Annotated in this window: 15 protein-coding genes and 1 riboswitch; of the genes, 12 read left to right on the top strand and 3 right to left on the bottom strand. The window is 56.9% G+C overall.

From position 1 onward, the window contains the following. The 5 genes from G505_RS21460 to G505_RS0112405 form a co-directional block, all read left to right on the top strand. A partial coding sequence (locus G505_RS21460; RefSeq protein ID WP_035385371.1) for a tandem-95 repeat protein occupies positions 1-4,993 on the top strand: 4,993 nt, incomplete at its 5' end. A 148-nt stretch (positions 4,994-5,141) separates the two neighbouring features. Further along, on the top strand, positions 5,142-6,434 hold the full coding sequence (locus tag G505_RS0112390; protein ID WP_028109845.1) for a TolC family outer membrane protein: 1,293 nt from the start codon (positions 5,142-5,144) through the stop codon (positions 6,432-6,434). A 2-nt stretch (positions 6,435-6,436) separates the two neighbouring features. Further along, the gene (locus G505_RS0112395) at positions 6,437-7,495 is read left to right on the top strand and encodes an OmpA family protein (RefSeq protein ID WP_035385372.1); all 1,059 of its coding nucleotides are present in this window, start codon (positions 6,437-6,439) and stop codon (positions 7,493-7,495) included. A 38-nt stretch (positions 7,496-7,533) separates the two neighbouring features. After that, positions 7,534-8,214, top strand: coding sequence for a transglutaminase-like cysteine peptidase (locus tag G505_RS21465; RefSeq protein ID WP_035385373.1), 681 nt, complete (start codon positions 7,534-7,536; stop codon positions 8,212-8,214). Next, positions 8,211-10,106, top strand: a complete 1,896-nt coding sequence (locus tag G505_RS0112405) for a bifunctional diguanylate cyclase/phosphodiesterase (RefSeq protein ID WP_084643979.1) — start codon at positions 8,211-8,213, stop codon at positions 10,104-10,106. Before G505_RS21465 ends, G505_RS0112405 begins: the two co-directional genes overlap by 4 nt. A gap of 21 nt (positions 10,107-10,127) precedes the next feature. Here G505_RS0112405 and G505_RS0112410 read toward each other — a convergent pair whose 3' ends face one another. Then, entirely contained in the window at positions 10,128-10,484 is a 357-nt protein-coding gene (locus tag G505_RS0112410) for a hypothetical protein (protein WP_028109848.1), read from the bottom strand. Positions 10,485-10,581: 97 nt separating this feature from the next. Here G505_RS0112410 and G505_RS0112415 point away from each other — a divergent pair, with 97 nt between their 5' ends. Both G505_RS0112415 and G505_RS0112420 read left to right on the top strand, forming a co-directional pair. Further along, the gene (locus G505_RS0112415; RefSeq protein WP_245568372.1) at positions 10,582-12,738 is read left to right on the top strand and encodes a type I secretion system permease/ATPase; all 2,157 of its coding nucleotides are present in this window, start codon (positions 10,582-10,584) and stop codon (positions 12,736-12,738) included. Between the two features lie 17 nt (positions 12,739-12,755). Further along, positions 12,756-14,210 carry an HlyD family type I secretion periplasmic adaptor subunit gene (locus G505_RS0112420; RefSeq protein WP_084643980.1) on the top strand — a complete coding sequence of 485 codons (1,455 nt, stop codon included), beginning with the start codon at positions 12,756-12,758 and terminating at the stop codon, positions 14,208-14,210. A 101-nt stretch (positions 14,211-14,311) separates the two neighbouring features. On the opposite strand, the gene G505_RS21470 is transcribed toward G505_RS0112420, so the two are convergent. Further along, positions 14,312-15,223: a DsbA family protein gene (locus tag G505_RS21470; RefSeq protein WP_084643981.1), complete on the bottom strand. Its 912-nt coding sequence runs from the start codon at positions 15,221-15,223 to the stop codon at positions 14,312-14,314. A gap of 580 nt (positions 15,224-15,803) precedes the next feature. Next, positions 15,804-15,888: riboswitch (cyclic di-GMP riboswitch) on the top strand. A 66-nt stretch (positions 15,889-15,954) separates the two neighbouring features. On the opposite strand from G505_RS21470, the gene G505_RS21475 reads away from it, so the two are divergent. Next, positions 15,955-18,285, top strand: coding sequence for an Ig-like domain-containing protein (locus G505_RS21475; RefSeq protein ID WP_157509187.1), 2,331 nt, complete (start codon positions 15,955-15,957; stop codon positions 18,283-18,285). Between the two features lie 73 nt (positions 18,286-18,358). On the opposite strand, the gene G505_RS22480 is transcribed toward G505_RS21475, so the two are convergent. Then, on the bottom strand, positions 18,359-20,194 hold the full coding sequence (locus G505_RS22480) for a hypothetical protein (RefSeq protein ID WP_157509189.1): 1,836 nt from the start codon (positions 20,192-20,194) through the stop codon (positions 18,359-18,361). A 662-nt stretch (positions 20,195-20,856) separates the two neighbouring features. On the opposite strand from G505_RS22480, the gene G505_RS0112440 reads away from it, so the two are divergent. From G505_RS0112440 to G505_RS0112455, 4 genes are all read left to right on the top strand, one after another. After that, positions 20,857-22,218, top strand: coding sequence for a sigma-54 dependent transcriptional regulator (locus tag G505_RS0112440; RefSeq protein ID WP_028109851.1), 1,362 nt, complete (start codon positions 20,857-20,859; stop codon positions 22,216-22,218). A 147-nt stretch (positions 22,219-22,365) separates the two neighbouring features. After that, positions 22,366-23,949, top strand: coding sequence for a peptide chain release factor 3 (gene prfC / locus G505_RS0112445; RefSeq protein ID WP_028109852.1), 1,584 nt, complete (start codon positions 22,366-22,368; stop codon positions 23,947-23,949). 215 nt (positions 23,950-24,164) lie between these two features. Then, on the top strand, positions 24,165-24,938 hold the full coding sequence (locus G505_RS0112450; RefSeq protein WP_028109853.1) for a TatD family hydrolase: 774 nt from the start codon (positions 24,165-24,167) through the stop codon (positions 24,936-24,938). A 257-nt stretch (positions 24,939-25,195) separates the two neighbouring features. After that, entirely contained in the window at positions 25,196-26,437 is a 1,242-nt protein-coding gene (locus tag G505_RS0112455) for a NupC/NupG family nucleoside CNT transporter (protein ID WP_028109854.1), read from the top strand. Positions 26,438-26,827: the final 390 nt, after the last annotated feature.

Consider the following 26,827-nt stretch of genomic DNA (forward strand, 5'->3'; position numbering starts at 1 on the left):
CAGCGATCCGGTGATCCGCACCATCGAGGTGACCACCGCCGACGGCACCACCCATCAGGTGCAGGTGACCATCAACGGTGCTAACGAAAAGCCCATCGCCGAAGACGACTCCTACCAGGAAACTCAGCTGTTCCATGAGTCTTTTGAGAACTTGGCCAATACCAACTCCTGGACCATAGTGCGAAGCGATGAAAGTGGTACTTGGGACTTTACCCATGGCCTGGAGATCCAGCGGGATGGCTTGCTGACCGAGGCGCCAGATGGCAACTACTATGTGGAGCTGGACCCCAACGTCAACACAGCCATCAGCACCAGCATCAATACTGCAGGCCAGGATGCAGTGCGGGTTGAGTTCAGTTATAACCCCCGCTGGGACGGCAACTCTTCGTCCAACATGAGCTTCACCGTGGGTGACGCCACCTATACCGTCACTGCCAACGGTGAAGTGGTTCCTGCGGATCAGGGCGTGACCATTGAGGGGCCTGATACCGACGGCTGGTATCGTGTTTCCGGTGAGTTTGATGTGGATGGCGACAGCGTTGATATCGCTTTTGCCGGAACTGGCCGTTCAGATTCCTATGGTGCTTTGCTGGACGACATCTCAGTCATCGGCCTCCAGAATCCTTCTCTGGAGACCCAGGAAGACACCAGCGTTGTCATCAATGCGGCTGAGCTGCTCTCTAATGACAGTGACCCGGAAGGCGATGCCATCACGATCATTTCGGTTGAAGCAACCGATGACACTCATGGCACGGTAACCCTCGATGACGATGGCAATATTCTGTTCATCCCGGCGGAGAACTTTAACGGCACCGCCACCTTCCGCTACACCATTGAGGATGAGCACGGCGCTACCGACACCGCCATAGCCACCGTGATTGTCCATCCGGACAACGACGCTCCTGTTGCCGATGACGACCGCTTCACCGTGGCCGAAGATGGCAGTATTGGCCTCAACCTGATTGGCAATGATACTGACGTCGACAATGATGCCCTGAGCCTCAAGTCCATCAATGGCGTTGAGCTGACACCGGGCACGGCTCAGGATATCGCCGTCACCAATGGCACGGTTCGTGTCGCCGCCGATGGCTCTCTGAGCTTCGAGCCTGCAGACAACTACCACGGGCCAATCAGCTTCGATTACGTGGTGGCCGACGGCCAGGGCGGGGAAGACACCGGCACGGTGCGCGGCACCGTGACACCGGTTACCGATGCGCTTAGTGACGGTGATGAGCAAATCAGCGGCAACGAGGATCTCACACAGTCCGGTAACCTGCTGGATGTGAACGATGTGGACAGCAACAGCCACTCGGTGGTGAGCTTCCAGGTGAATGGCCACAACTACACCGCCGGCCAGGTTGCTACCATCGCAGGTGTGGGCACCCTGCTGATCACCAGCAATGGCGCATACAGCTTTGAGCCTGAACAGCACTATCACGGTGATGTGCCCAAGGTGACCTACACCGTGGTGGACAACAACGACGCCACAGACATTGACACCTCCACCCTGGAGATCACCGTCAATCCGGTCATCGACCCGCTGACCGACGCCAGTGAGAAGGTGAGCGGCAACGAAGACACCAGCCAGATTGGAAATGTGCTGAATGTAACCGATGCCGACAGCAGCGATCATTCGGTCACTCAGTTTGAGGTGAATGGTGATACCTACACTGCGGGAGAGACTGCCAACATTGCCGGTGTCGGCACGCTGACCATCGACAGCGATGGCGGTTACCGTTTCACTCCGGCGACCAACTATCACGGCAATGTTCCCGAGGTGACCTACACCGTCGTGGACAACAACGATGCCAGTGACACCGATAGCTCGACTCTGGAGATCACCGTCAAACCGGTGACCGATCAGCTGAGTGATGGCGATGAGCAGATTGCGGTGACCGAAGATACCCCGAGGTCTGGCAATCTGCTGAACGTGACTGACTCTGACAGCAGCGAGCACTCGGTGAGCCAGTTTGAAGTGGATGGCCATATCTACACCGCAGGCCAGGAAGCCACCATTACAGGCATTGGCACCCTGACCATCGACAGCAATGGCGACTACCGTTTCACCCCTGTGGCCAACTATCATGGTCCGGTCCCGACGGTGAGCTACACCGTGGTGGACGACAACGATGCCAGTGACGTTGACACCTCCACACTGCAGTTGACCGTTGCTGCGGTGAACGATGCGCCCGTGTCTGAGGACTTTACCATCGAGGCAGATTTCACCGACCCCGAGGTGAACAGCATCCTCATTAACTTTGGCGTCGACAACCTGGGCGACAGCGCCATTGATGGTGGTGAAGTGTCCGATGTGGAGGGCAACCCCACTCATATTCAGCTGAGCTCTCTGCCCACTTCAGGCACCCTGTTTGTCATCAGCGACGATGGCAGTCGCACCGAAGCCGAGGTGGGTAAAGTCTATGCCATGGATGAGCTTCGCTACGAGATGGCCCCTGGCCTGCCTGGCCAGGTGATGCTCGGCGAGCCGTCTGAAGGTACTGCCAGCTCCCTGGATCACTGGGGCGAAGCGATAGGCGGTTCCAGCAGTCGCCTCTTTACCTTGGATAACTCCGATGTTGCTATCAGGATCACTCCCGTTGGCGGAGAGCTTGAACTCATCGGTGGCAGGTTGGCCAACCATCAGGGCGGCGGATTAGGCGTGGGTCGTGGTGGTGAGCTTAACAGCAATAACGAAGCCATTAACTTCTCCTTCTACGAGCCTGCATCTGGTTCTGACAGCGAGCGAGGGGTCCCGGTCAATGAGGTGAACATCACCCTGACCGGTCTGGGAGGCTACTTCGTGCCTGGACACGCCATGGCCGGTCGAGCCACCATCACGGTGCTGGACACCGATGGTAATCCCATCGATTCAAGCAAGCTGCTGGTGACCACCACTGACGACGCAAACGGCACTCAGGACGTGGTGTGGGATGCGGCCTCCAACTCCTATCACGTGTCCAACAGCGAAGAGGCGAGCAGCGGAGATCTGACTGAACAGATCCGCATCATCGTGACCGACCCCACTATTCAGATTGGCTCAGTGGAAGTGGGCCATGCCGGCACTGGCAGCTTCGAGGTTCGCAACCTGTCCGTTGGCGTGGATTACAACGACAGCTTTGATTATCTGCCCGTGGAAACCGACGGTAATGGCAACGTTACCCTGGTCGGTGGCGACATTGTCGATGGTCAAGGTCAGTCAAGCACAGTGATCATCAACACCAAGACCCAGTCGGAAAGTGTCGTAGCCATCGACGATGCAGTGACGACCCAGGAAGACACCGCCATTGTGGTTGATGTGTTGGGCAATGATCTGGGCGGAAACGCAGCCACTCTGACTGTGACCAGTGCGACCGCCTCTCATGGCAGCGTCACCATCACCGAAGATGGCAGGTTGTTGTACACGCCGGATGAGGACTTCAGTGGTTCTGACACCATTTCCTACTCCATCAGCAATGGGCATGGCGGGGTGGATAACGCCACGGTGGCAGTTACTGTGGATCCTGTGGCCGATCCCGTCGATGAAGCTTCTGTGCGGGTGCAAATAAGTGATGCCGTTGAGTTTAACCTGCAAGGCGCATCGAATGGTGGCGACTCGGCCATCAGTGACTCCGGCATCAGGATAACCACAGAATCCGGCGAACTGCACTTCAGCAATGGACTGGGCCTGGGGGTTCGCTCGCTTGGCGGTAATGGGGAGGATCGAAACCGCATCGATGTCGGTGAGGTGGTGACCTTAACCCTGCCAGTGGCCATGCACAGTGTGGATGTGGGCATCAAGAACACCAAAGGTGACACCCTGCTGCTGAGCTCTGACGACGTCAAACTGGATACCAGTGACCCGTCCAATGTGGCCATCTCCGGTCAGATTGACGGACAAAACGGTCATAAAGACGTGTCTCCCGCTGGCAGCGTTGTGCTGGAAGTGACGGGCCTCACCAGTGATGGACAAACTCAGTCTATCTCTCAAACGGTCCGCATCGCGGCGGATGGTTCCTGGCAGTTTGACCTGGATCTCTCCGGCCAGTTCGACACCATCACCTCCACTGAGCTGACCTGGAGACTCGACGGTTCCTCTTGGGGCAATGGCGCCAATCAGAGGCTGTCTATGGAGGTCAGCGAACCCATTGGCAACCTCTCTTTCTCGGCGGCCGCATCTAGCTTCAACGGCTATCAGATTCAAGATATTGAGTTTGGCATCGGTGAGCAGAGTGCCTCCCACACCTATCAGATTGATGTGGATGCGACCCTCTCCGATCTGGATGGCAGCGAGACCCTGTCGGCGCTGCTCCTGGGCGGATTCCCGGAGAACTCCGTACTCAGAATTGTCTATCAGGACGGCACAGAGGCGACCATCGAGGCGAGTTATTCCAACTACATCGATGGCGATGCCTTCGTATTGGATCCCTCCCTTCTCGGGAACAATTATGAGGAGGGAAGTTTCGTTGACGGCATCTACCTGGTCACCGAGCAGCCACTTGAGAACAACTTTGAGCCTACCGTGGTTGTCGAGACCAAGGAAAGCAACGATGAGACATCGGTGACCATCATCGGAGATCGGCTGGACGATACCCTGATCGGAGAGGCTGGAGACGATCTTCTGATCGGTGGTGAAGGAGACGACATCTTAACCGGTGGCTCAGGGGCCGATACCTTCAAGTGGCGGCCGGGCGATGCCGATGGCTCCACCGACACCATCACCGACTTCAATCCGTCAGAGGGGGATGTGCTGGACATCTCCGAGGTGCTGACCGGCCTGGAGGAGCAGGATGAGATCAGCGATTACCTCAATGCCACGGTCTCCGAAGATGGCCGTGACCTGTTGATTGAGATTGATCCGGTGGTCGGCGGTCCCACGGGACTCACTGTGAGTCTGAAGGACTATGCCGGTGACAACAACATCACCGCGGACGGCGCCTCTGGCACCACCTCGGCGGCCGATGAGCTGAATCGTTTGCTGGAACACAGTAACACCAACGATCCGGACATCATCTGAGTACCCTGAGGAGCCTCTCTGGCTGCATCTGAGAGGCTCGCTCAGGCAAGGATTCAGGGGGCTGGGCAGCAGGGCTGTCCGCAGCTTTTTACTGGGGCAGAGGGGAGCTCTGCCATCAGGCTAATAACAGAAAAATTTGTAGGGAACTATGAAACTCCGACTCATTTCAATACCGCTGTTCCTCTCTTGTGGAATGGCGCTTCAAGCTCAGGCTGTCACTCTGCCAGAGGCCGTTTTCAAGGCACTGCAACACCATCCCGATGTGAGGCAGGGCCAGGCTCGTGTCGAAGAGGGGGAGTGGCAAACTGAGGGCGCCAAGGGCGGCTATCTGCCGACGGTGGAAGTGACCGGTGACTGGGGCTTTGAGGTGGTGGACAACAACTCCACCCGCAGCCGCGGCGAGGAACACGACACCTGGCGACGCAATCAGGTGGGGTTTGAGGTCCGTCAGATGTTGTTCGATGGCTTCAGCACAGAGAATAATGTGGATCGCACCAGCTCCTTTACCCAGGCTCGCCGCCATGAACTGGACGCGACCCTGGAAAACCTGGCTCTCTCGGTCAGTCAGGTTTACCTGGAGGTTCAGAAACAGCGACAGCTGCTGGCGCTGGCCGAGCAGATCCTCAGTAATCACCAGACCATCTATGAGCAGATCAAGAGCCGGGTCGATCGTGGCGTGGGGACCTCTTCCGACCTGTCTCAGATCGAGAGCCGGCTGAACAACGCCCATGCCAATGTGTTGTCTGCCCAAAACAACCTGATCGATGCAGAGACCCTGTACCAGCGCCAGGTGGGCGAGTTAGCTCCTCAGAAGATGGAAGAGTTCGGCATCAGTTCCACTGTGCTGCCTACCAGTCTGGATCAGGGGCTGAAGATCATGCTGGAGAACAACCCCACCCTGGCGGCGGCCCGCTCAGACATCGAGGAGACCCGCTTCCAGCTTAAGGGCACCAAGGCATCCAACTATCCTGAGTTCGACCTGGTCCTCAAAGGCAACTACGGCGACAACCTCAGCGGCATTCGCGGCCTGAACAACGACTATCGTGCCGTGGTCGAGATGCGCTGGAACCTGTTTAACGGTGGCAGGGACAAGGCATCGACCCGCCAGGCTGCCAAGCAGCTGGACCAGGCGTTCGCCATCTCCGATGACGCGACTCGTCAGGCGGAGCAGGGGCTGAGACTGGCCTGGGTGGCCTATGACGTACTTGGACGTCAGCGCAATTTCCTCTCTGGTTACAAGAAAACCACCATCGCCACCCGCAATGCCTACCGAAAGGAGTTCAACCTGGGTAAGCGCACCTTGCTGGACATGCTGGACTCTGAGAACGAGGTGTTTACTGCCGGTCAGAGCTACATCCAGGCCGATTACGACTATGAAGCCTCCAAAGTGAGGATCCTCAACGCGATGGGACAACTGAACGAAACGCTGGGAGTGCGCTGATCATGAACAATAAAACCAAACTGACTGCCGTGGCGGCGCTGACCGCCGTGGCGATGAGCGCCTCCGCCTGGGCCGAAGAGGGAGTGATGCAACCCAGCCAGGGCTGGTTTGTGGGCGCCCAACTGAAACACGCCGAGTTTGATGGCGATCGCAAAGACGCCAATGGCAATGAGATTCGCCGCGGCACCCTGGCCGGGCTGGAGCTGGGCTTTGATTTGTCAGAAAAGTTCGCCTGGAGACTCACCGCCGCCAATGCGGATCTGAACTCCGACGGCGCCGGTGAAGATGAATCTGGCATGTGGTACGGGGCGGATCTGCTGTACCACATCAACGACAAGCGCAACTACTTCATCCTGGGGGCGGACTACATCGACCTGGACAGCGAGGCGACCAAAGCTGCCCACCTGGGTTTCGGCATCCGCTACAACATGACCCCCTCCTGGGTGCTGACTGGCGAGGCCATGGTGCATCAGGGGTTCGATGAGGGCTACTCGGACTTCACCGCCGGCCTCGGCATCCGCTACTACTTTGGTGGTCACAAGCCAGAGTCCAAGCCGGCGCCGGTGGCGCAGCTTGCGCCGGTGGCCGTCGTCGATACCGACGGTGACGGCGTAGTGGACTCCCTGGACGAGTGCCCCGCCACTCCGATGGATTACGCCGTCGATCAGTCCGGTTGCACCCTGTACCGCGAGGAGACGGTCTCCAAGCGGCTGATGGTTAATTTTGGCAATGACAGCGCCCAGGTGCCCTCCGAGTCCAGAGAGGATATCCAGGAGCTGGCCGAATTCATGGAGAAGTACCCTCAACTGAATGTGGTGATTGAAGGGCATACCTCCTCCGTTGGGGCCCAAGCCTATAATCAGCAGCTGTCAGAGCGCCGCGCCAATTCGGTGTCTGAGATCCTGATTCGTGACTATGGCATCGACGCTGCCCGGGTTTCCGCCAAGGGTTTCGGTGAATCCAACCTTCTGCTTAAGGGCAGCAGCGAAAAAATCCATGCCGCCAATCGCCGGATTATGGCAGTATTGTCGGTAAACGAAAAAGTCGGAATTCGAAAGTAAACTGGAATGCGTAGATGGCGCATTTTGGGTCGTCATCTATGCATTGGTCCAGATACACCTGCCTTATTCTCCTGATACTCTGGGTCGGCTTGTTACAAGCCGGCCAGGGGCTGGACTTCTCAAAAATCGGCGCCTTTCTTAAATCCAATTACGGCACCGAAGCCTACGAACGAGGCCTGCAGTGGCAACAGCTGCTGGATAAATATCAAACCCAGCCCAAGCAATCGCAATTAGAGGCGGTCAACGATTTTTTTAACCAGCTCACTTTTGCCGATGATCTCTATGTCTGGGAGCAGGAGGATTACTGGGCCACGCCGGTGGAGTTTATTGGCCGCGGGGCCGGCGATTGCGAAGACTATACCCTGGCTAAGTATTTCTCCCTGGTGGAGATGGGGTTTCCGGCGGACAAGCTGAGGCTGATGTATGTTAAGGCCGTGGAGTTTAACCAACACCATATGGTACTGACCTACTACCCGAAAAAGGGGGCCGAGCCTCTGGTGCTGGATAACATTGACCCGAAGATCAAGCCCGCAGGTCAGCGAAAAGACCTTATTCCTATCTACAGTTTCAACGCCGATTATCTCTGGCTGGCGAAGGCCAGGGGGGGCGGTAAGATGGTGGGGGGCTCGGAGCGCCTCAGCCTATGGCAGGATATTTTAACCAGGCAATCGGAATATCTGGTACCCGAGGGTTCGGCGCAACAGGATAAACAACAATGACGCTTTATCGACAACTTCTTATTTTGCTCTGGACGACACTGCTTATCTCATTGGTGGCGGTGGTGGCAGTGAATTTCCGGGCCAGTTCAGAGTCCCTGCAGGCTCAATTACACACCAACACGGAAAATGCGCTCACCTCATTGGGGATGAGTGTATCGCCCTATTTGGACCCGGTTGATGAAACCCTGGTGGAAGGCACCCTGAATGCGGCATTCGATGGCGCCTTTTACAGGAAGATGAGAATTGAACTGTACGCCGTGGACCGGGTGTTCGAAAGGGAGAACCGCGCCAATCCGCAGGGGGTTCCCTCCTGGTTTATCGCCCTGTTTCCCTTCCCCCCTGTGGTGGCTGAAGCGCCCATTACCACAGGCTGGACCGAGTCGGCCCTGGTCACCATCGAGGGACACCCTGGTTTTATTCAGCAGCAGCTGTGGCAGATCACCTTCCAACTGCTGCTGGTCTACGGTTCCCTGTTCCTGGCGGCAGCCCTGTTCGGCTCCTGGGGCATTCGACTGCTGATTCGCCCCCTTAATCAGATAGAGGCCCAGGCGAAAGCCATCGAAGCCAGAGACTTTGATCACCGCATTCCCCTGCCCAAGACCCGGGAGCTGAAGCGGGTGGTGCTGGTGATGAACAATTTGATGAAGATCCTGCAGGAGCGTTTTGCCAGCCATGCACGGCAGTTGGAGACCATGAGGGTGAAGCTGCAGCAGGATGGGGAAACCGGCATTGCCACCCGCCAGCACCTGGTGAATGAGCTGGAGGCTAACATTGCCGATCCCGACAAGCACGGTGCCCTGGTGATGCTGCGTCTGCTGGAAGCCGAGAAGATTCGCAAGAGCTTTGGTTACGGCACCTGGAGCAAGCTCCTCGAACAGTCCATAGAGTCGTTGCAAGGGGCCTTTGGCTCAGGGGATGTGGTGGTAGGTCGCATGTCTGAGGCTGAACTGGCCCTGTTGATCCCCACGGTGCCCAGGGCCGATCTGTCCGCCGAGCTACAGGCGCTCAGGGAGAGACTCTCTTCCCTGAGGCAGGGGGGCATTGCCCCACAGGACGCCATCTTCTTGTTGGCCGGGACCACCATATTGGCCGATGACACCAAGGCCAGTGTATTGACCCGCAGTGACAACCTGCTTTCTGAACTGGCGGCCACAGGGGTCAACCTGGCCAAATGGGCCGATGATATGCCGGCCGGATCGCTGAGAACCGGCCAGGAGTGGGTGGCCCTGCTCCGTGAGCGCATCGACACTGGCAAGCTCCATCTGGAAACCCAGGGGGTGTTCTCCGAACTGGGGGGAGAGGCGATCCATCATGAGGTCTATGTGCGGCTGCTGGATGAGTCCGGCGCCAGAATGCCTGCCGGGGCCTTTATGCCGGTCATCGAGCAGTTTGATCTGGGTGTGGCCCTGGATATGTCGGTACTAAAGAAGGTGTTGTCCGCTCCGCAAGGGGCGCCGCAGGCGCTGAATATCTCGCTCTCCTCCATGGGGGACACCCGCTTTGTTGGTCGTCTCTCCTCTCTCAACAAGGAGGAGCTGGGGCGGGTGGTGATCGAGGTGTCTGAGCAGCAGCTTAAGAGAGACAGGGAGTTGGTGGAGAGCTTTATTCAGATCCTCAACTCCCTTTCCATCAAGTTCGGCTTCGATAATGTCGGGGCCACAGGAATCGGTCTGGACTATGTGACCGGCTTAAAGCCTGCCTATCTGAAGGTGGCACCTGGACTGTGTCGGGGGGCTGACGAAGAGAGCCTGATGTTGGTTACCGGAATCTGTAATACGGTGCACAACCTGGCGGTGCCTGTGTATGCCACCGTGGTGGAGAACCAGGCTCAGCTGGAGAAGCTGCAGCAGACTGGCATCGATGGGTTCCAAGGCTACATCAATAAAGGCTAGTGTTCAGATAAGCGCAGCGGCTCAGATGAGGATCTCATCCTTGTCTGAGTCGGCAATCAGTGTGGAACTGGTGCTCAATGTGGAGAGGGCTTGTCGCATGGAGCGCCGTTCAAGCAGTTTTTGCTGGGCAGCCGGGGGCAGTTCAGTAAACTGGATCAGGTCCTTATTGGTCAGCAGATCGATAAGATCCTCCAGAACCCGGATAAAGGCCATGTCACTTTGTGAGAGCGCGGAATACTCTTTACCCTCTTCATGGTTACGCTGAAGAAAGGCGTAAACATCAGGGTGGTCGGAGGGCAATTGCTCCTGATCCGCAAAGAGGGCGGTGTCGGAGAGAGACTGAATGTCACCCTGCGGATTGCGTGTCACATAAAACATGGACTGTCCTGTTTTAAAAAGTGTTAGCATCAGCAAAAAGTATATGTAAATTTCGGCAAAAACAAGCGGCTCATATCCTTATATGCCAGACCAAACCTTGAAAGAACCTGAGCAAAAATGGCACTTCTCCGCTCAGGAAGATACCTTCTTCGATCCTCTGCTCGATGCATTGCTTATCGCCTGTAAAATGTATGGGGTGCCCAGCTCAGCAGACGAACTGCGGGCAGGGCTGCCACTGGAAGAGAATCGGCTGACCCCGGACCTGCTTCCCAGGGCGGCCAAACGGGGTGGATTGTCCGCCAGGTTGCTGCGCCGGCAACCCGAGCAGATCGACAACCTGCTGCTGCCGGCCATCGTCTTCCTGCAGGATGGTAAGGTGGCGGTACTGACTGAGCTCAATGCCGAGTCGGCTCTGATGGTGCGCCCGGAAGCGGGCGAGGGTGAGATTCGCCTCTCCAGAGAGGAGTTCGAGCAGGAGTACCTGGGATACGTTTTCTACCTTAAGAAGCAGTTTCGTTACGATAAGCGGGCGCCCAGTTCCCTCAAGGTGAACCGACGCCACTGGTTCTGGGGCACACTTCAGCAATCCTGGAAAATCTACCGCGACGTGTTTCTGGCGTCGCTGTTGATCAGCCTGTTTGCCATAGCCAGTCCACTGTTCGTGATGAATGTGTACGACAGGGTGGTGCCCAACAATGCGGTGGACACCCTCTGGGTGCTCGCCATCGGCATCAGCATTGTCTTTCTTTTCGATTTCCTGCTGAAACAGCTTCGTGCCTACTTCATCGATCTGGCGGGGAAGAAGTCTGATGTACTGTTGTCGTCTCAGATCTTTGAGAAGGTGATGTCCATCAAGATGGCCGCCCGCCCCTCCTCAGTGGGGGCCTTTTCCAAACATATGCAGGAGTTTGATTCTGTCCGGGACTTCATTACCTCGGCAACAGTGACCGCCCTGCTGGACCTGCCTTTTGGCCTGCTGTTTATCTTCATCATCATTGCACTGGGTGGCTGGGTATCGGTGATTCCGCTGACCGCCATGGTGATCGTCATCGGGTTCAGCATCTGGGTACAGCGTCCCCTGAGGGAGAGCGTGGAAGAGTCCAGCCGGATGGCCAGCGTCAAGAACGCCACCCTGGTGGAATCACTCACCGGCCTGGAGAGCATCAAGCTGGCCGGCGCCGAAGGTCAATTGCAAAAACGCTGGGAGCAGGCCGTGGGTCACATTGCCGAATGGAATGTGAAGACCCGCCGGCTGGCGTCCTCAGCCAGCTCCGTGGCCAGCTTCTGCATCCAGATGACCACAGTGGGCATCATCATCCTGGGCGTCTACCTGATTCAGGAGGGCGAACTATCCATGGGCGGCCTGATTGCCTGTGTGATGCTCTCCTCCCGGGCTCTGGCTCCCATGGCACAGATCGCGTCGCTGGCCACCCGTTACAATCAGGCCAAGTCCGCATTGAAGCTGCTGGGCGACATCATGGAGCTGCCAGTAGAGCGACCGGAGGAGAAGCGCTTCCTGCATAAGGAGCAGCTCGAGGGGCACATCCGCTTCAATCAGGTGAATTTTGCCTACCCCGAGCAGCGCACCCTGGCACTCAATGGGGTCAGCTTCCGCATCAGGCCCAAGGAGCGGGTGGGCATCATTGGCCGCATCGGTTCGGGGAAGTCCACCCTGGGACGCTTGATGACCGCCTTCTATGAGCCGACCGAGGGGGAAGTGTTGCTGGACGATGTGGACATTCGCCAGCTCTCGCCGACCCATGTGCGCCACCTGATTGGCATCGTCCCTCAGGACATTACCTTGTTCTACGGCACCCTGAGGGACAACCTGAAGCTTGGGGTTCCCTGGATCGACGATGATGCCGTGGTCCACGCGGCGGAGATGGCCGGGGTGATGGAGTTTGTCCGTCAGCATCCCGATGGCCTGGACATGCCCATCGCCGAGCGGGGCAGCAATCTCTCCGGCGGTCAGCGACAGAGTGTCGCCCTGGCCCGCGCCCTGCTGTTGGAGCCCAGGATTCTGATGCTGGATGAACCCACCTCCTCCATGGATAACACCTCGGAGGCCAGGTTCCTGAATAAGATGAAGGAGAGCCTCAAGGATCGCACCCTGGTGCTGATCACCCACAAGGCCTCCATGTTGGAGCTGGTGGACAGATTGATCATTCTGGACAAAGGCAAGATTGTGGCCGACGGCCCCAAAGAGGTGGTTCAGGAAGCGCTTCGCTCCGGCCGTCTCCACGTTGACCGGTAAGAGTGGCAGGAGCAGCTATGGAACATCAAGACACGCACTCTTCAGAGTCACAACAGCAGCCCAGTCATCGGGCTGCCACTGAGCCAGCCAACCCGGCCCGGGGCAGTAATGTCCCGGAATCGGACCTGCAGTTCACCTCCGACAGAATGGCGGTGGTGCTCGAATCCTCGCCCAAGGGGGCGCGGCTGCTGCTGTGGGGCATCGCCCTGTTTGTGGTGGTCGCCCTGGTTTGGGCCAATTTTGCCGAGCTCGATGAAGTGGCGGTGGGCATGGGGAAGGTGATCCCCTCCAAGCAACTTCAGGTGGTGCAGAACCTGGAAGGGGGCATCGTCGAGGCGATCCTGGTGAAGGAGGGGGATCAGGTGGAAGCCGGTCAGCCCCTGCTCAGGCTGGACGATACCCAGTTCAAGGCGACCTTCAGGGAGAATGAGCAGGCTTATGACAACTTGCGGGTGATTGTTGCCCGTTTGAAGGATGAAGCCTCCATTCTCAGGCTGATGCACGAGTCTCACCAGTTCCGAGCCCCCGACCTGCAGGTCAGTTCCGCCTACCTCAATGGCTTGCCCAAGGAGCTGAACCTGCTGGTGGCCCGGGAGCGGGAGGTGCTTGAGGGCAAGATCAACAATCTGGAAGCCGGACTGGATGTGTTCTCTGGTCAGATTGATCAGAAGCGGGATGAGTTGATTGCCCTCAAGAACAAGGGCGCCAGCCTGAAGATCTCCTACGAACTGGCGGAAGAGGAGATCGAGCTCAAGCGGCCACTGGTGATTGAAGGGGTGGTGTCCCAGATTGAGTTTCTTCAGGACCAGCGCAGCCTCAACGATCTCAACGGCGAGCGGGAAGCGATTCGACTGTCTATCCCCATGGTGGAGAAAGAGACCGCCGAGCTGATTCAGAAGCAGTATGAAATGGTGGCCAAGGCCCGCTCCGATGCCCTGAGTGAGCTGAGCACCAGTGAGTCGGAGCTGAATCAGATGGAGGAGAGCCGGGTCGGATTGGAGGACAAGCTCAACCGCACCCTGGTGGTCTCGCCCATGCACGGCATCATTCAGACCATCAACGTCAGTACCCTGGGCGGGGTGGTACAGCCGGGGATGAACCTGGTGGAGATCGTGCCGCTCGAGGGCAACCTGCTGGTGGAGGCGCGCATCAAGCCGGAAGATATCGCCTTTATCCGTACCGGCCTGGATGCGGTGGTCAAACTCACTGCCTATGACTTTGCCATCTATGGCGGCCTGCACGGCAAGGTGGTGCACGTCAGCCCGGATACGGTCATCGATGAAGAGGGCCGCAGCTTCTATCTGGTGCGGGTGGAAACCGATAGGGCCTACCTGGGGCCGGAGGCCAACCCACTGCCGATCATCACCGGGATGATGACCTCGGTGGACATCCTTACCGGTAAAAAGTCGGTGCTCGATTATCTGCTGAAGCCCATCAATCGTGCCCGGGCCAACGCGCTGCGGGAACGATAGAGGGTAAGAAGGAGGGCATTGCCCTCCTTTTTTGAAGCCATCAAGCCACCTCTTTTTGGTCGCTGGCCTGATTCTGGCTTTATCTGGAGTCTCTTAGAGACTCACTCCTGCTTTCGGGCTTCAGGAGAGTTTGGCGCCGCTGCGCCTTGCTGACTCAGTAGCTGCGTCTGTCCCACCAGGACCTGGACATGCTGTTTCAGTTCTCCAAGAGGCTTGGCCCCTGACACCTGGATCACCTCCCCGCTGGCGTTGTGGCGAAGGATGTTTCCGGGAGTACCTGTGATGCCAATTTTTGCGACCTCGTTGAAATCCTCAAGGACCCGGTGGGCGTGTCTGCCACTGTCCAGGCACTCTTGAAATCGCACTTTGTTCAGGCCGATCTCTTCGGCCAGGGGAGTGAGACCCTCAAGGGCAAACCCCTGGCCTCCGGATTTGGTACGAAGGTAGATCGCGTCGGTAAAGCGCCAGAAGGCGGAGTCTCCCCCCAGTTCAAAGGCGCACTCTGAAGCCTCTGCTTGTTTCTGAGCTCCGGGGTTGTGGGATCCCAGAGGGCAATGGCGATAGACCCAGTTTATCTGTCCATTGGACTGGTCCACCAACTGCCTGGCGGTTGCGTGAAACCGTTTGCAGAAGGGACACTCAAAGTCAGAGTACTCGATCAGGGAGATGGGCGCATCCGGATTACCGTAAAAGTGGTCCCGTCCCGGCGTGGGGGGGCGCACCAGTTTCGCCCGCTCCTGAGCCAGCTTTGCTCTCTGTTCGCGAGCTTCTGCTCTGGCTTGACGCTGCTGGTCGAAGTACTCCTGAATGCCCTGATCTACCTCCTCCTTCAACTGACCACTCTCTTTCAGTTCCCGAATCACTTCCCGGGTGATCTGCTCCACCAGAGCGGCGTGCTCCTGCTGCTTTGGGGCTTCCTCGGACCAGGCCCAGGAGCTCCAGAGTGAGAGGAGCCAGATGCCTCCCAGCAGTGCGACGGTGATACTGAGTGTTCGGTGTGTGGTGTCGTTCATGATAACTCCGGTTGGAGGTGACCGAGGCCGGGGTCCGGTCCGGTCCGGTCTGTTCCTGATCTTTGACAAATGGCGCTACCCTTAGGCTAGCTTATTGACAGGTGATGCAGCAGCCGGATATCGCTGGCCTTTGCCTGCTTTATTGAACGCCGAGGCATGAAACCTTTTGTTTTAACTGGATTCACTGGTATTGATTGGTTGTTTTTTGGACTTTCATCGAAACAGTGATAACTGCATCCGATATACCTTAAATATCAGTTTCAACTTTCTGATTTATTATTAGTTGGCTTTTTTGATTTTAAATTAAACAGCCAAGTTGTCTTCATGGTTAGATTAGCCACAGGGTGTCCAGGCACATCTTTAGCGTCATTTCATCAGGCAAAGTAAATTCGGAAATATCGATCAAAAAACCGACAGGTTTACGTTGTCTCCCTTTGCGGTGGTTGTTAGCATGCCTTTACTTCGCGTCAATGAATGCGGGGTTTGTGGGCGAAGTGGGTGCTCACATTTGATGTTCTTGCTGGATTATCAATAAATTGGCCAGATAAAAACCATTTGGTCGGTAAAATAATCGAAAGCACTCCCGAAAAGGCAAGCCTCCGGGCAACCGGTGGTACGCAAAGTCACAGCTCTTTGGTTTAACCAAAGAGGGCTGGACTACCGAAGGAGTCGCGCTGCCTCTGCCCGATTTTGGGAGCTTTCGAGTTTTTGTAAACTTTGAGGGTTCCCAATTGAGAACAATAAACTTCTCCGTGGCTTCGCGCGATCTCGCCGTGGCCAACCTATCCGCTCGCTCCTCGTTGTTCGCTGCCCTTGTTACCTTCGGCCTGTCTCTGCCGATGGCGGTGAACCATGCCAACGCGGCCCCGGCCCAGAGCGCTTCACACAGCCAGCACTCTTTTAGCAGCCAGTCCATGGCCCTCGCCGATCTAATGATGCAGTACCGTCATGCCGACGACGCACAGAAAGCGGCGCTGCTCGATCAATTGGTCAGCACGGTACGTGTGCGTCAGGCTGAGTTGATGCAGCTCGCCGAGCACAATCCGGCCGCCGCCCTGAAAGCAGCCCTGCCTGCGAACAGCCGCCAGGGAATGCCAGCCGAGGTTCAGGCGATGCTGGAGTATAAAGGCAGTGTTGATGGCGAGCTGGAAGTGTTTTACGAAGATTATGAGGATGGCACTCATAAGTTGCGTCATCAGTTGAAGATGGCCGATGGCAGGCGCATCACTCTGCATCTTGGCAGTCAGGCGAGAGGCCTGGCCAGTGGCACCAAGGTGCGCGCCAACGGCCTGCGCGTAGGCGAGGCTATGGCACTGACCTCGGACAGCGACATCCTGGTCCTGGCGGCCGATGGCACAAACAGCAGCAGTGGTGAGCCGGCGCTGACCGATGCGCTGGGTGAGCAACGTACCGCAGTACTCCTGGTGAACTTCACCAATAACACTCAAGAACCCTGGACGGCGCAACAAGCCCATGATCTGGTGTTTGGCGAGGTCGATGACTTTATCCGGGAAAACTCTTTTGGTAAGACCTGGTTGAGTGGTGAGGTGCTTGGTTGGTTCACCCTGGCAGTCGATCCTACCGGTTGCCCAACCATGGACATTGCCCAGGCGGCCAGGAGCGCAGCCATCGACAGCGGTGCAGATCTGTCGGGTTATGACCGTCTGGTGTACGCCTTCCCCAACATCGGCTGTTCCTGGTCCGGTGAGGCCACCGTTGGCGGATCTCCCTCTCACGCATGGTTTGATGGCACCCTGGACTCAGCCGGAGTGGTGTCTCACGAACTGGGGCACAACCTGGGACTGATGCACTCCCATGCCCTGGCTTGTGCTGGTAAGCCCCCTTTAAGTGATGGCTGCATCTCGGTGGAGTATGGTGATGTTCTGGACCGTATGGGGCAACACACTGCGGGTCATTTCAGCGCCTTCCAGAAGGAGCGCCTGGGCTGGCTCAATTATGCCGGCACTCCCCCGGTCGAGACGGCCCGTGTTTCCGGTGAATATCAACTGGAGCCTGCCTCCCAGCAAAGCAGTGGCACCAAGGCGATTCGGGTACCGCGAGACCTGGACCCGGTGACCGGCCAGCAGCGTTGGTACTATCTGGAAACTCACCAGGCACAAGGATTCGATGAGTTTCTGAACGCCTCCCCATACGGCGACAGTGTTCAACAGGGTCTGGTGGTGAGACTGGGGACGGATCAGTACGCAGGCAGTGGCTATTTGCTGGACATGACCCCGGGCAGTCAGTATTACGACTGGAATGACCTGGCCTTGCCATTGGGGCAAACCTACACCGACGCTACCGCCGGGGTCAGCTTTACCCTGACCAGCATCGGCAGCGATGGCGCGACGGTAAGCATCAGTTTTGATCAGGCCAGCTGCTCTTTTGCAGCGCCTCATCTGGCGGTAACGCCGGGTGAAAGCCAGTGGGTAGCCCCCGGCACGCCGGTGACCTACTCCGTCAGTGTCACCAACACCGATGCAGATGGGTGTGGTGATAGCCCCATCGATCTGGCAGCCAATGTGCCACAGGGTTGGAGTGCCGCCTTTGCCGACTCCTCCCTAAGGCTGGCCCCAGGTGCGACGGCAACCACTGAGTTGACGGTAACCTCTTCCACCTCTGCAACCGATGGCTATTACGACCTGACCGTCAACGCGGTTCACGGTAACGATGCTGCTTATCAGAGCAGTAGTGTGGTCACCTACATCGTCAGTGACAGCTCCGGGGGCAGCAATCAGGCGCCGGTAGCCGTGGAAGACAGCGTGGTGCTGACCCAGGTGGAGTCAGTGGTTATCGATGTTATTGGTAACGACTGGGATCCGGATGGTGACGCCCTGCAGGTAGTGGGAACCACGCAGGGGGCCAAAGGAAGAGTGACCCTGCAGGGGGATAACTCCCTCCTTTATACTCCGGCAAACAAATTCAAGAACAGCGACAGCTTCAGTTATCAGCTGACTGATGGCACCGATACTGTCACCGGTCAGGTCAGCATCACCCTGCAGAAGAGTGGTGGCGGCGGTGGCAACGGCGGTGGCGGTAAAGGAGGTAAGGGCGGCAAGTAAAGGCCTGTTGCAGCCTGTTTAATCAAGACGGGGCGATGGTGTTAACCATCGCCCCGTTTCCTTTTAATGCCTCCTAGTTAGAGGGAAGGGGACTCAGGGGACCTGTGGCACAGTTGTTGTCGCCATTGACCGCCCTCAGGTTACAGGTGGCGGTGTTGGAGATGGCTTCACACTCGCTGGTGCCATCACCCAACAGGGTACAGCCGGCACCGGCGGAGTTCACCGGAGCAATGGCTGTGGCCTTCACCTGATCGGAGAATGGGCAGATGTCTCCGGCAGGGATGGTGTCTGGCGAGTAGGAGCCGCTGTAAGTGGTACAGTCACCGGTATCTCCTGCGGGTTGCAGGGTGGTGCTCAGAGGCGTCAGGGTAACGGCTACGCCGGTTGGCATCATGGGGTCGTCCACCAGTGTCAGGTTGGTCAGCGCCACTTCACCTGTGTTGCAGACGGTTCCCTGTACGTTGATGAGTACCGCCAGATTATCGCCAATATCCTCCAGATCGGCAGCACAACGCTTGACCACATTGAAGGAGGCAGCGAAGGTCCGCAGCGGACAGGTGGCGGAATCGGATGCCGCATCGATGGGGGAACCATCGGTGCCCTGGGCCCCCAGGGTGACGGTATCGGACGGGCCATTGGATGCGGTGGTTTCGCTGAACTCATAGATCAGTGCATCGCCGCTGCCCAGGTCGAAGGTGCTGGGGGAGCCCACTACACTGCCGTCGGCAATGGCATCCGCCAGTTTGAGCGGGTCATCACAATCGGTGGCAGGGTTGAAGTCCCGGGTTCCACCGGCTCCATCGTCCACCGGACCAGGCTGGTACCAGGCCAGATCGGCGGGCACATAGTTGGCGCCACCGTTGATGGAGTTTTGGAAGGTGGTCAGGTTGATGGCACCGCCACCGTCGTTGTAGCCACAACCGCGCACGTTGTAAACGATGGCGGTGGGGGCGTCGTCGTCTTCAGTGTCGTTGACACAGGTCTTGCTGACATCTACGGAGCACACATCGAAGTCGCCCAGGGCGAAATCTTTCGCTGTGGCGGTAAAGGAGGTAGACGCACCTGTGCTCGCCATGAAGCTGGAGAAGCACTTGTTTTCGCCGAAGGCGTCGAAGATATTGATGCCGCCCTCGAAGAAGGTGGTGGGTGGGAATTTCCCGTCAGTTCCTGACTTGGGTGTGTAAGGCCAGGGCGAATTTTCTTCGTTGATGTTGGTAATGGCGCAAGCAGGCTGATCCGCCGCGTGGGCACCGTTACAGGTTGCCGGGCCTTCTGCTACCACCACACGAATGTTATCGGCGGCACAGTCACCGGCAGACAAGGGCCCGCCACCACCGGGAACGTCCTGCTTATCACAGGCCTCCCACCACTCATACACGGCAATGTTAGACTGGGTACCGCCATTGCTGAACTTCACCGCCACATAGACGTCACCGTCCACATGCTCACCGGTAAAGCCGGTGCCCGCAGGAGCAACGTCGTCCTGGAAGAACCAGAACGCCAGCTCGGCGTCACCGTTGTCTGCAAACAGGTCGGCACCGAAGTAGATCACCTGTTCTCCATTGACCACATAGTTTGCGGCATAGGCGTTGGTGATGTTGTTCTTATCCGGTGGTGGGGGAGAGAATTTGCGTCGCCAGTCTGCGATGAAGTTGGGTGTCTTGGAGCCCCCTCCGGTGAAGATGTCATCCTGACCGTTTTTATCCTTGATGATACCGGAGAATACCGTAGGACTGCCCCCGCCCTGATACAGGGTTTGCCAGTCATCTGGCGGCGGGGTGCCCGCATCCTGTACCGCATTACCCTCTAACTCGAAGGTGCCGTCATCGTGGACGGCGACTGCAGAGGTAGCCGCCATACCAATGGCGACCGCCAATGCCGTTGTTCGCGTATATCCTTTGAATCTCATCATGTCATATCCCCATTGTTTTCTATGACACAGTGGTAGTGGCAATAGCCACGGCCCTGGTTGTTTAAGCCCAGGAACAGGCTGCCAGTTCGATTGAGGTGTTAGGGTTTCTGTAACCGGCGTCCAGTCGCACGTCAGCGTCTTGGAGCCTGACCATCGGTTCTGCTGAACCACTGTCTGACATCAAGCAATCTTTGCGCCATGAAAATAAAGCAAATAAAATCAGAAGTTTGCCTTGGTGGTGAACATCTGGATTTGTCATCTGTACCATGAATGAAACAGTGGTTTTGCTGGGCCAGAGACAATTAGCTGATTTTTTTGAGGGTAATTAAGTGATGCTGAAGTCGGTTAGTTAACACTAATGGCCATGGAGCCGGAGAGACACCCGGTCAGGAGGTGCCCTGCCCGGCAGGGTTAAGCGCATCCCGAACGGGGCCTTTTGCACCATAACTGGTTTATTTCAAGTGGGAAAATATGGCTTGAACAGGGAATCCGCCGGATACCCATGTTCGACTGCTGCACCAATGGTACACAGCCAAGAGCCCTGATTAGTGTCAATTAACTGATCGTTTCTGTGGCTTGAGTGGCGTTCGTGGACTAAACCTAATGCAGTATTAAGGGATTGCCTGGTTCATTTAAGGACGCAAATTGGATACTGGTTCATGGCATCTCGGAAGCTCATCTGTCTGCAAGACCCCAAACAATGGACTCTGCCTGATGAAGTGGCTCAGCCAGGCTGGTCTCCGATCTATCTGGACTCCATAGATAAGGCCCGAGCGATCATCAATGCAGAAAAACCGGCTTTGGGCATAATTCTGCTGGACAACCGTTGGGTCAATGGCCTCAATCAGGCCCTTGAGGTGCTGCTTCAGGATACCGCAGGTATGGTGGAGTGGATTGGGTTGGTGTCCGAAGGCTGGACTCAGAATGAGAATACCCGAAGGCTGATTGCCCGCTACTGTTGCGATTACCATACGCTGCCAGTCGACCCCCAACGACTGATCGTGTCTCTCGGTCACGCCGATGGCATGGCGAAGCTGCGCCGGGACAGCGCCGGTGAGGAGAACGCCCATCCGGAAGGCGTCTCCTTGGTGGGAGAGAGCAGTGCCATGCGCGGTGTCTATCGTCAGATTCGCAAGGTAGCCAAAGTGGATGCCACCGTCCTTCTGGAGGGAGAGAGCGGGACCGGCAAGGAGCTGGTGGCTCAGGCCATCCATCGTGGATCACTGCGTTGTGACGGTCCCTTTGTGGCGGTTAACTGTGGCGCCATACCCATCAATTTGATCCAGTCAGAACTTTTCGGACATGAGCGTGGCTCCTTTACCGGTGCGCACTCCCGCCATCGTGGCCATATTGAAACGGCTTGCGGGGGCACCATATTCCTGGACGAGATTGGCGACCTTCAGTTGGAGGTGCAGGTGAATCTGCTGAGATTCCTGCAGGAGAAGACCATCGTTCGGGTTGGGGGAGTGAAGCAGATACCCATCGACGTCAGGGTGATTGCCGCAACTCATAAGGACTTGGCGGCCGAGGTGAAGGCGGGACGCTTTCGCGAGGATCTCTATTACCGGCTGTGCATCCTCAACCTGAAATTGCCTCCTCTGCGTGAGCGGCAGGAGGACATCGAATTGTTGGCCCACTACTATTTTCGTAAGTATCGCAACCTGGCCAGCGCCAAGGTGCAGGGGTTCGCGCCCACGGCGATGCAGCAGATGCTCGCCTATGAGTGGCCAGGCAACATCAGAGAGTTGAAGAACCGGGTGCAGCGGGCGCTGGTGATGTGCGAACAGCGAACTCTCGGGCCTAAAGATCTTAATTTACAATTCATTTCGAGTCAGAGAGAGGTTGAAACCCTGGCGGATGCCCGGGCGGAGGCTGACTTGAGAGTCCTGGTTGCGGCCCTTAAGAGCAACGGCAATAACATCATGAAGACCTCGAAAGAGTTGGGGATCTCTCGAGTAACCCTTTACCGGATGCTGGATAAGTACAATCTGTCGAACCACCTCGATCAGGGAAAAAACTGAACAGTGCCGCTTCACGTCGGAACCCTGGCTATCCCCTCCTTTATATGCACCGCAATTCGCCGGTGAGGTCAAAGAGGATGAGGTCGTCGCCAAGGCCAGGCGGGATTGATATAATGCCGGCCTTTGTTTGTTCATCCATGGGTTGTTATGTCTACGCACCAGCAGGAAGTGGCCAAAAGGCGCACCTTCGCAATCATCTCCCACCCCGATGCGGGTAAGACCACCATCACCGAGAAAGTGATGCTGTACGGAAACCTGATCCAGAAGGCGGGTACCGTAAAGGGGCGCGGCTCCGGCCAGCACGCCAAGTCTGACTGGATGGAGATGGAGAAGGAGCGTGGCATCTCGGTGACCACCTCTGTGATGCAGTTTCCCTATGGCGATTGCCTGGTCAACCTTCTGGATACCCCGGGACACGAAGACTTCTCTGAAGACACCTACCGTACCCTGACCGCCGTGGACTCCTGCCTGATGGTGATCGACGCCGCCAAGGGTGTAGAGGACCGGACCCGCAAGCTGATGGAGGTGACCCGACTGCGTGACACTCCCATCGTTACCTTTATGAACAAGCTGGACCGCGACATCCGTGACCCCATGGAGCTGATGGATGAGGTGGAAACCGAGCTGAACATCATGTGTGCGCCTATCACCTGGCCCATCGGCTGCGGTAAAGAGTTCAAAGGGGTGTACCACATCCATCGTAACGAGGCGATCCTCTACCAGAGCGGTCAGGGGCATACCATTCAGGATGTGGATATTGTCAAAGGGCTGGATAACCCGGAACTGGATGACAAGATTGGTGCAGAATTGGCAGAGGTGCTGCGTGAGGAGCTGGAGCTGGTACTGGGTGCCTCCAACGAGTTTGACCATGAGATGTTCCTCACCGGGGAGCTGACGCCGGTCTACTTCGGTACCGCTCTGGGTAACTTCGGTGTGGATCACATGCTCGATGGCCTGACTGAGTGGGCTCCGACTCCTCAGCCCCGAGCCACCGATGTGCGCGACGTGACCGCCGTTGAGGAGAAGTTCTCCGGCTTCGTGTTTAAGATTCAGGCCAACATGGATCCCAAGCACAGGGACCGCATCGCCTTTATGCGTATCTGCTCCGGTAAGTACAGCAAGGGGATGAAGATGCGCCACGTACGCATCGGCAAGGACGTATCCATCTCTGACGCCGTGACCTTCCTGGCAGGAGACCGCAGTCACGCCGATGAGGCCTACCCAGGTGACATCATTGGTCTGCACAATCACGGCACCATCCAGATTGGCGATACCTTTACCCAGGGTGAGGAGATGAAGTTTACCGGCATTCCCAACTTTGCTCCTGAGATGTTCCGTCGTATCCGCCTGAAGGATCCGCTGAAGCAGAAGCAGCTGCTCAAGGGCCTGGTGCAGCTCTCCGAAGAGGGTGCGGTGCAGGTGTTCCGTCCCCTGGACAACAACGATCTGATCGTGGGCGCCGTCGGTGTGCTGCAGTTTGACGTGGTGGTGGCCCGCCTCAAGTCAGAGTACAAGGTGGACGCCCTGTATGAGGCGGTCAGTGTTGCGACTGCTCGCTGGGTCAACTGTGAGGATCCCCGTAAGCTGGATGAGTTCCGCCGTAAGGCTTCCACCAACTTGGCGCTGGATGGGGGGGACAACCTCACCTACATCGCGCCTACCATGGTGAACCTGAACCTGACCATGGAACGTTACCCGGACATCGTGTTCCATAAGACCCGTGAGCATTAAGCTGGGTCGTAGAGATTAAGCTACGTATAATGAAGGGCAGCAATCGCTGCCCTTTTTAATGGGTCGTCTTTTTAAGGAGAGTGCCATGGGATGGATTAAGCGCTGGTGGCGGGCCTATTGCGCCTGGTGTGATGCCAATGGGCTCAGCCCAGAGCATAAACGCTCCTGTGTGCCTCGGTCCAAGGAACACTCCCCGGAAAAGAGCCCGCGCCCCGATGCTGATTGACAGCCATTGTCATTTGGATTTCCCCGAGTTTGACCAGGATAGGGAGCAGGTGCTCCATCGCGCCCGGATGTCGGGCATTCAGGGGGCCATTGTTCCCGCCATCGGGCCAGAAAACTGGCGGCGAGTAATGCAACTCTGTCAGGCACATCATCAGCTTTGGTTTGCCCTGGGGATTCACCCCTGTTTTGCCACAAAAGAGAGTTTCGCCCAGCTTGAGAAGCTGGAGGCTTTACTGGGCGGCTTGCCCTCTAAACTGGTGGCGGTGGGAGAGTGCGGTCTGGATGGGGTTAACTCGCCATTGCTCATGCCTGAGCAGATTCAGCTGTGTCTGGAGCAGATGCAGTTGGCCAACCGCTTCAATCTGCCTGTGCTCTTTCATATAAGGAAGGCACATCACCATCTGCTGGCCCTGCTGGACAGGGAACCACTGAAGGCCGGTGGGGTGGTGCATGGCTTTAGCGGCAGCACCCAGGTTGCCTCAGAATATCTGCGTCGGGGTCTCTACCTCGGCGTTGGAGGCGTCATCACCTATCCCAGAGCATCAAAAACCCGTACAGCGGTTTCCAGTGCGCCACTGGAACGACTGCTGCTGGAAACGGATTCTCCTGATATGCCCCTCAATGGCCATCAGGGGCAGCGCAATGAACCTCAACAAGCCGCACTTGTATTGCAGGAGCTGAGTCAGCTTCTAGACTTACCCTATTCGTCGATTGCTCAGGTTTTGTCTCAAAATCACATCCGACTGTTTAAGCGGTTGTCGTAATTTCAACATCAAACCAACCTCTTGATGGCTGCTACACTTGACTTTTCAGCATTTGAGTTGGGTTTGACTGTAATTTGAGCAACAAATTTTGTATGCGAATTACTGATTTGTAAGATAAATATGGCGACAGGCTGATTTCCGCTCAAAAAATGCGATCTGATCGGCGATTTTTGTTGTGAGTCACAGTATAATCCCGTGCGGATGATAAGTTGATTTACGACACTATTTATAAAATTTAACAAGAGGATGATGGGTTCATGGGTATTCTGATGAGCTTAGTAGGGGTGGTAACCCTAATCGCGATCGCTGTCGCGTTCTCGACCAATCGCAAAGCGATCAATCTGCGTACCGTTGGTGGTGCGTTGGCTATCCAGGCCGCTCTGGGTGCGTTCGTTCTGTATGTTCCTTTCGGTAAGGACGTACTGGGCGCCATTTCCAGCGGTGTTTCCAGCGTAATTAGTTACGCCAACGACGGGATCGGCTTCCTGTTCGGCGATCTGGCCAAGTTCAAAGTTGGTTTTATCTTCGCCATCAACGTTCTGCCAATCATCGTATTCTTCTCCTCCCTGATTGCGGTTCTGTACTACCTCGGCATCATGCAGTGGATCATCCGCATCCTGGGTGGCGCGCTGCAGAAGGCTCTGGGCACCTCTCGTCCTGAGTCCATGTCTGCTACCGCCAACATCTTCGTGGGTCAGACCGAAGCGCCTCTGGTGGTTCGTCCTTTCATCGCGACCATGACTCAGTCCGAGCTGTTCGCCATCATGACCGGTGGTCTGGCGTCTGTAGCCGGTTCCGTACTGGCTGGTTACGCCGGTCTGGGTGTTAAGCTGGAGTACCTGATTGCCGCTTCCTTCATGGCAGCCCCAGGTGGCCTGCTGATGGCCAAACTGATTGTGCCTGAGACTGAAGCAGCCAAGCAGGACATGGATGAAATCGGCGAAGCCGAAGACAAGCCTGCCAACGTACTGGATGCCGCTGCGGCTGGCGCATCTTCCGGTATGCAACTGGCTCTGAACGTTGGCGCCATGCTGCTGGCCTTCATCGGCCTGATCGCCATGATCAACGGCATCATCGGCGGCGTTGCTGGCTGGTTTGGTTACGAAGGCGTAACCCTGGAGCTGCTGCTGGGCTACCTGTTCTCTCCCCTGGCCTTCCTGATTGGTGTTCCATGGGAAGAAGCTCTGGTTGCCGGTTCCTTCATTGGTCAGAAGATTGTTGTTAACGAGTTCGTTGCCTACATCAACCTGGCTCCCTACCTGAGCGGTGAAGCTCTGATCAACGGTGCAGTTATGACTGACCGTACTCAGGCTATCCTGTCCTTCGCTCTGTGTGGCTTCGCCAACCTGTCCTCTATCGCCATTCTGCTGGGTGGTCTGGGCGCCATGGCTCCTAACCGTCGTCACGACCTGGCTCGTCTGGGTGTACGTGCGGTACTGGCTGGCTCCCTGTCCAACCTGATGAGTGCGACCCTGGCAGGCCTGTTCCTGGCTCTGTAATCGCACTGCACTGTAGAGTGTGAAGAGGCCGAACCTTAGGGTTCGGCCTTTTTTGTTTCTCCCTTCCTGATACATTTGCTGTCGTTTGGCTCGATGGCTCCCAAGATTCCTACTCCTCGGTAGAGACAGAGGAGACCGACTGCGGTTAAGCCCCGACAGTGTCGGCGTGCTGCCTAACCCGGCTCTGTCGACCTGAGCAGGACCCCCAATCGCCGCAACAACGCAGGGCGGCAGGTGGTTAGAGGCCTGCACTGTCAAAGAGCGATGGTCTGCCCTCAATTCTCCGCTGTTGTTCATCACGCGCTCAGATGCTGCCTAAGACGCTCTGGTGTCGCCGCGACTCTTTTGCGAAGTGTTACTGGCCTTTTCCGAAGGGGGAGGTCACACCCG

Origin of the sequence: Ferrimonas futtsuensis DSM 18154 (assembly GCF_000422645.1) — a bacterium.
In the GTDB taxonomy this organism is placed as follows: Bacteria; Pseudomonadota; Gammaproteobacteria; order Enterobacterales; family Shewanellaceae; genus Ferrimonas; species Ferrimonas futtsuensis.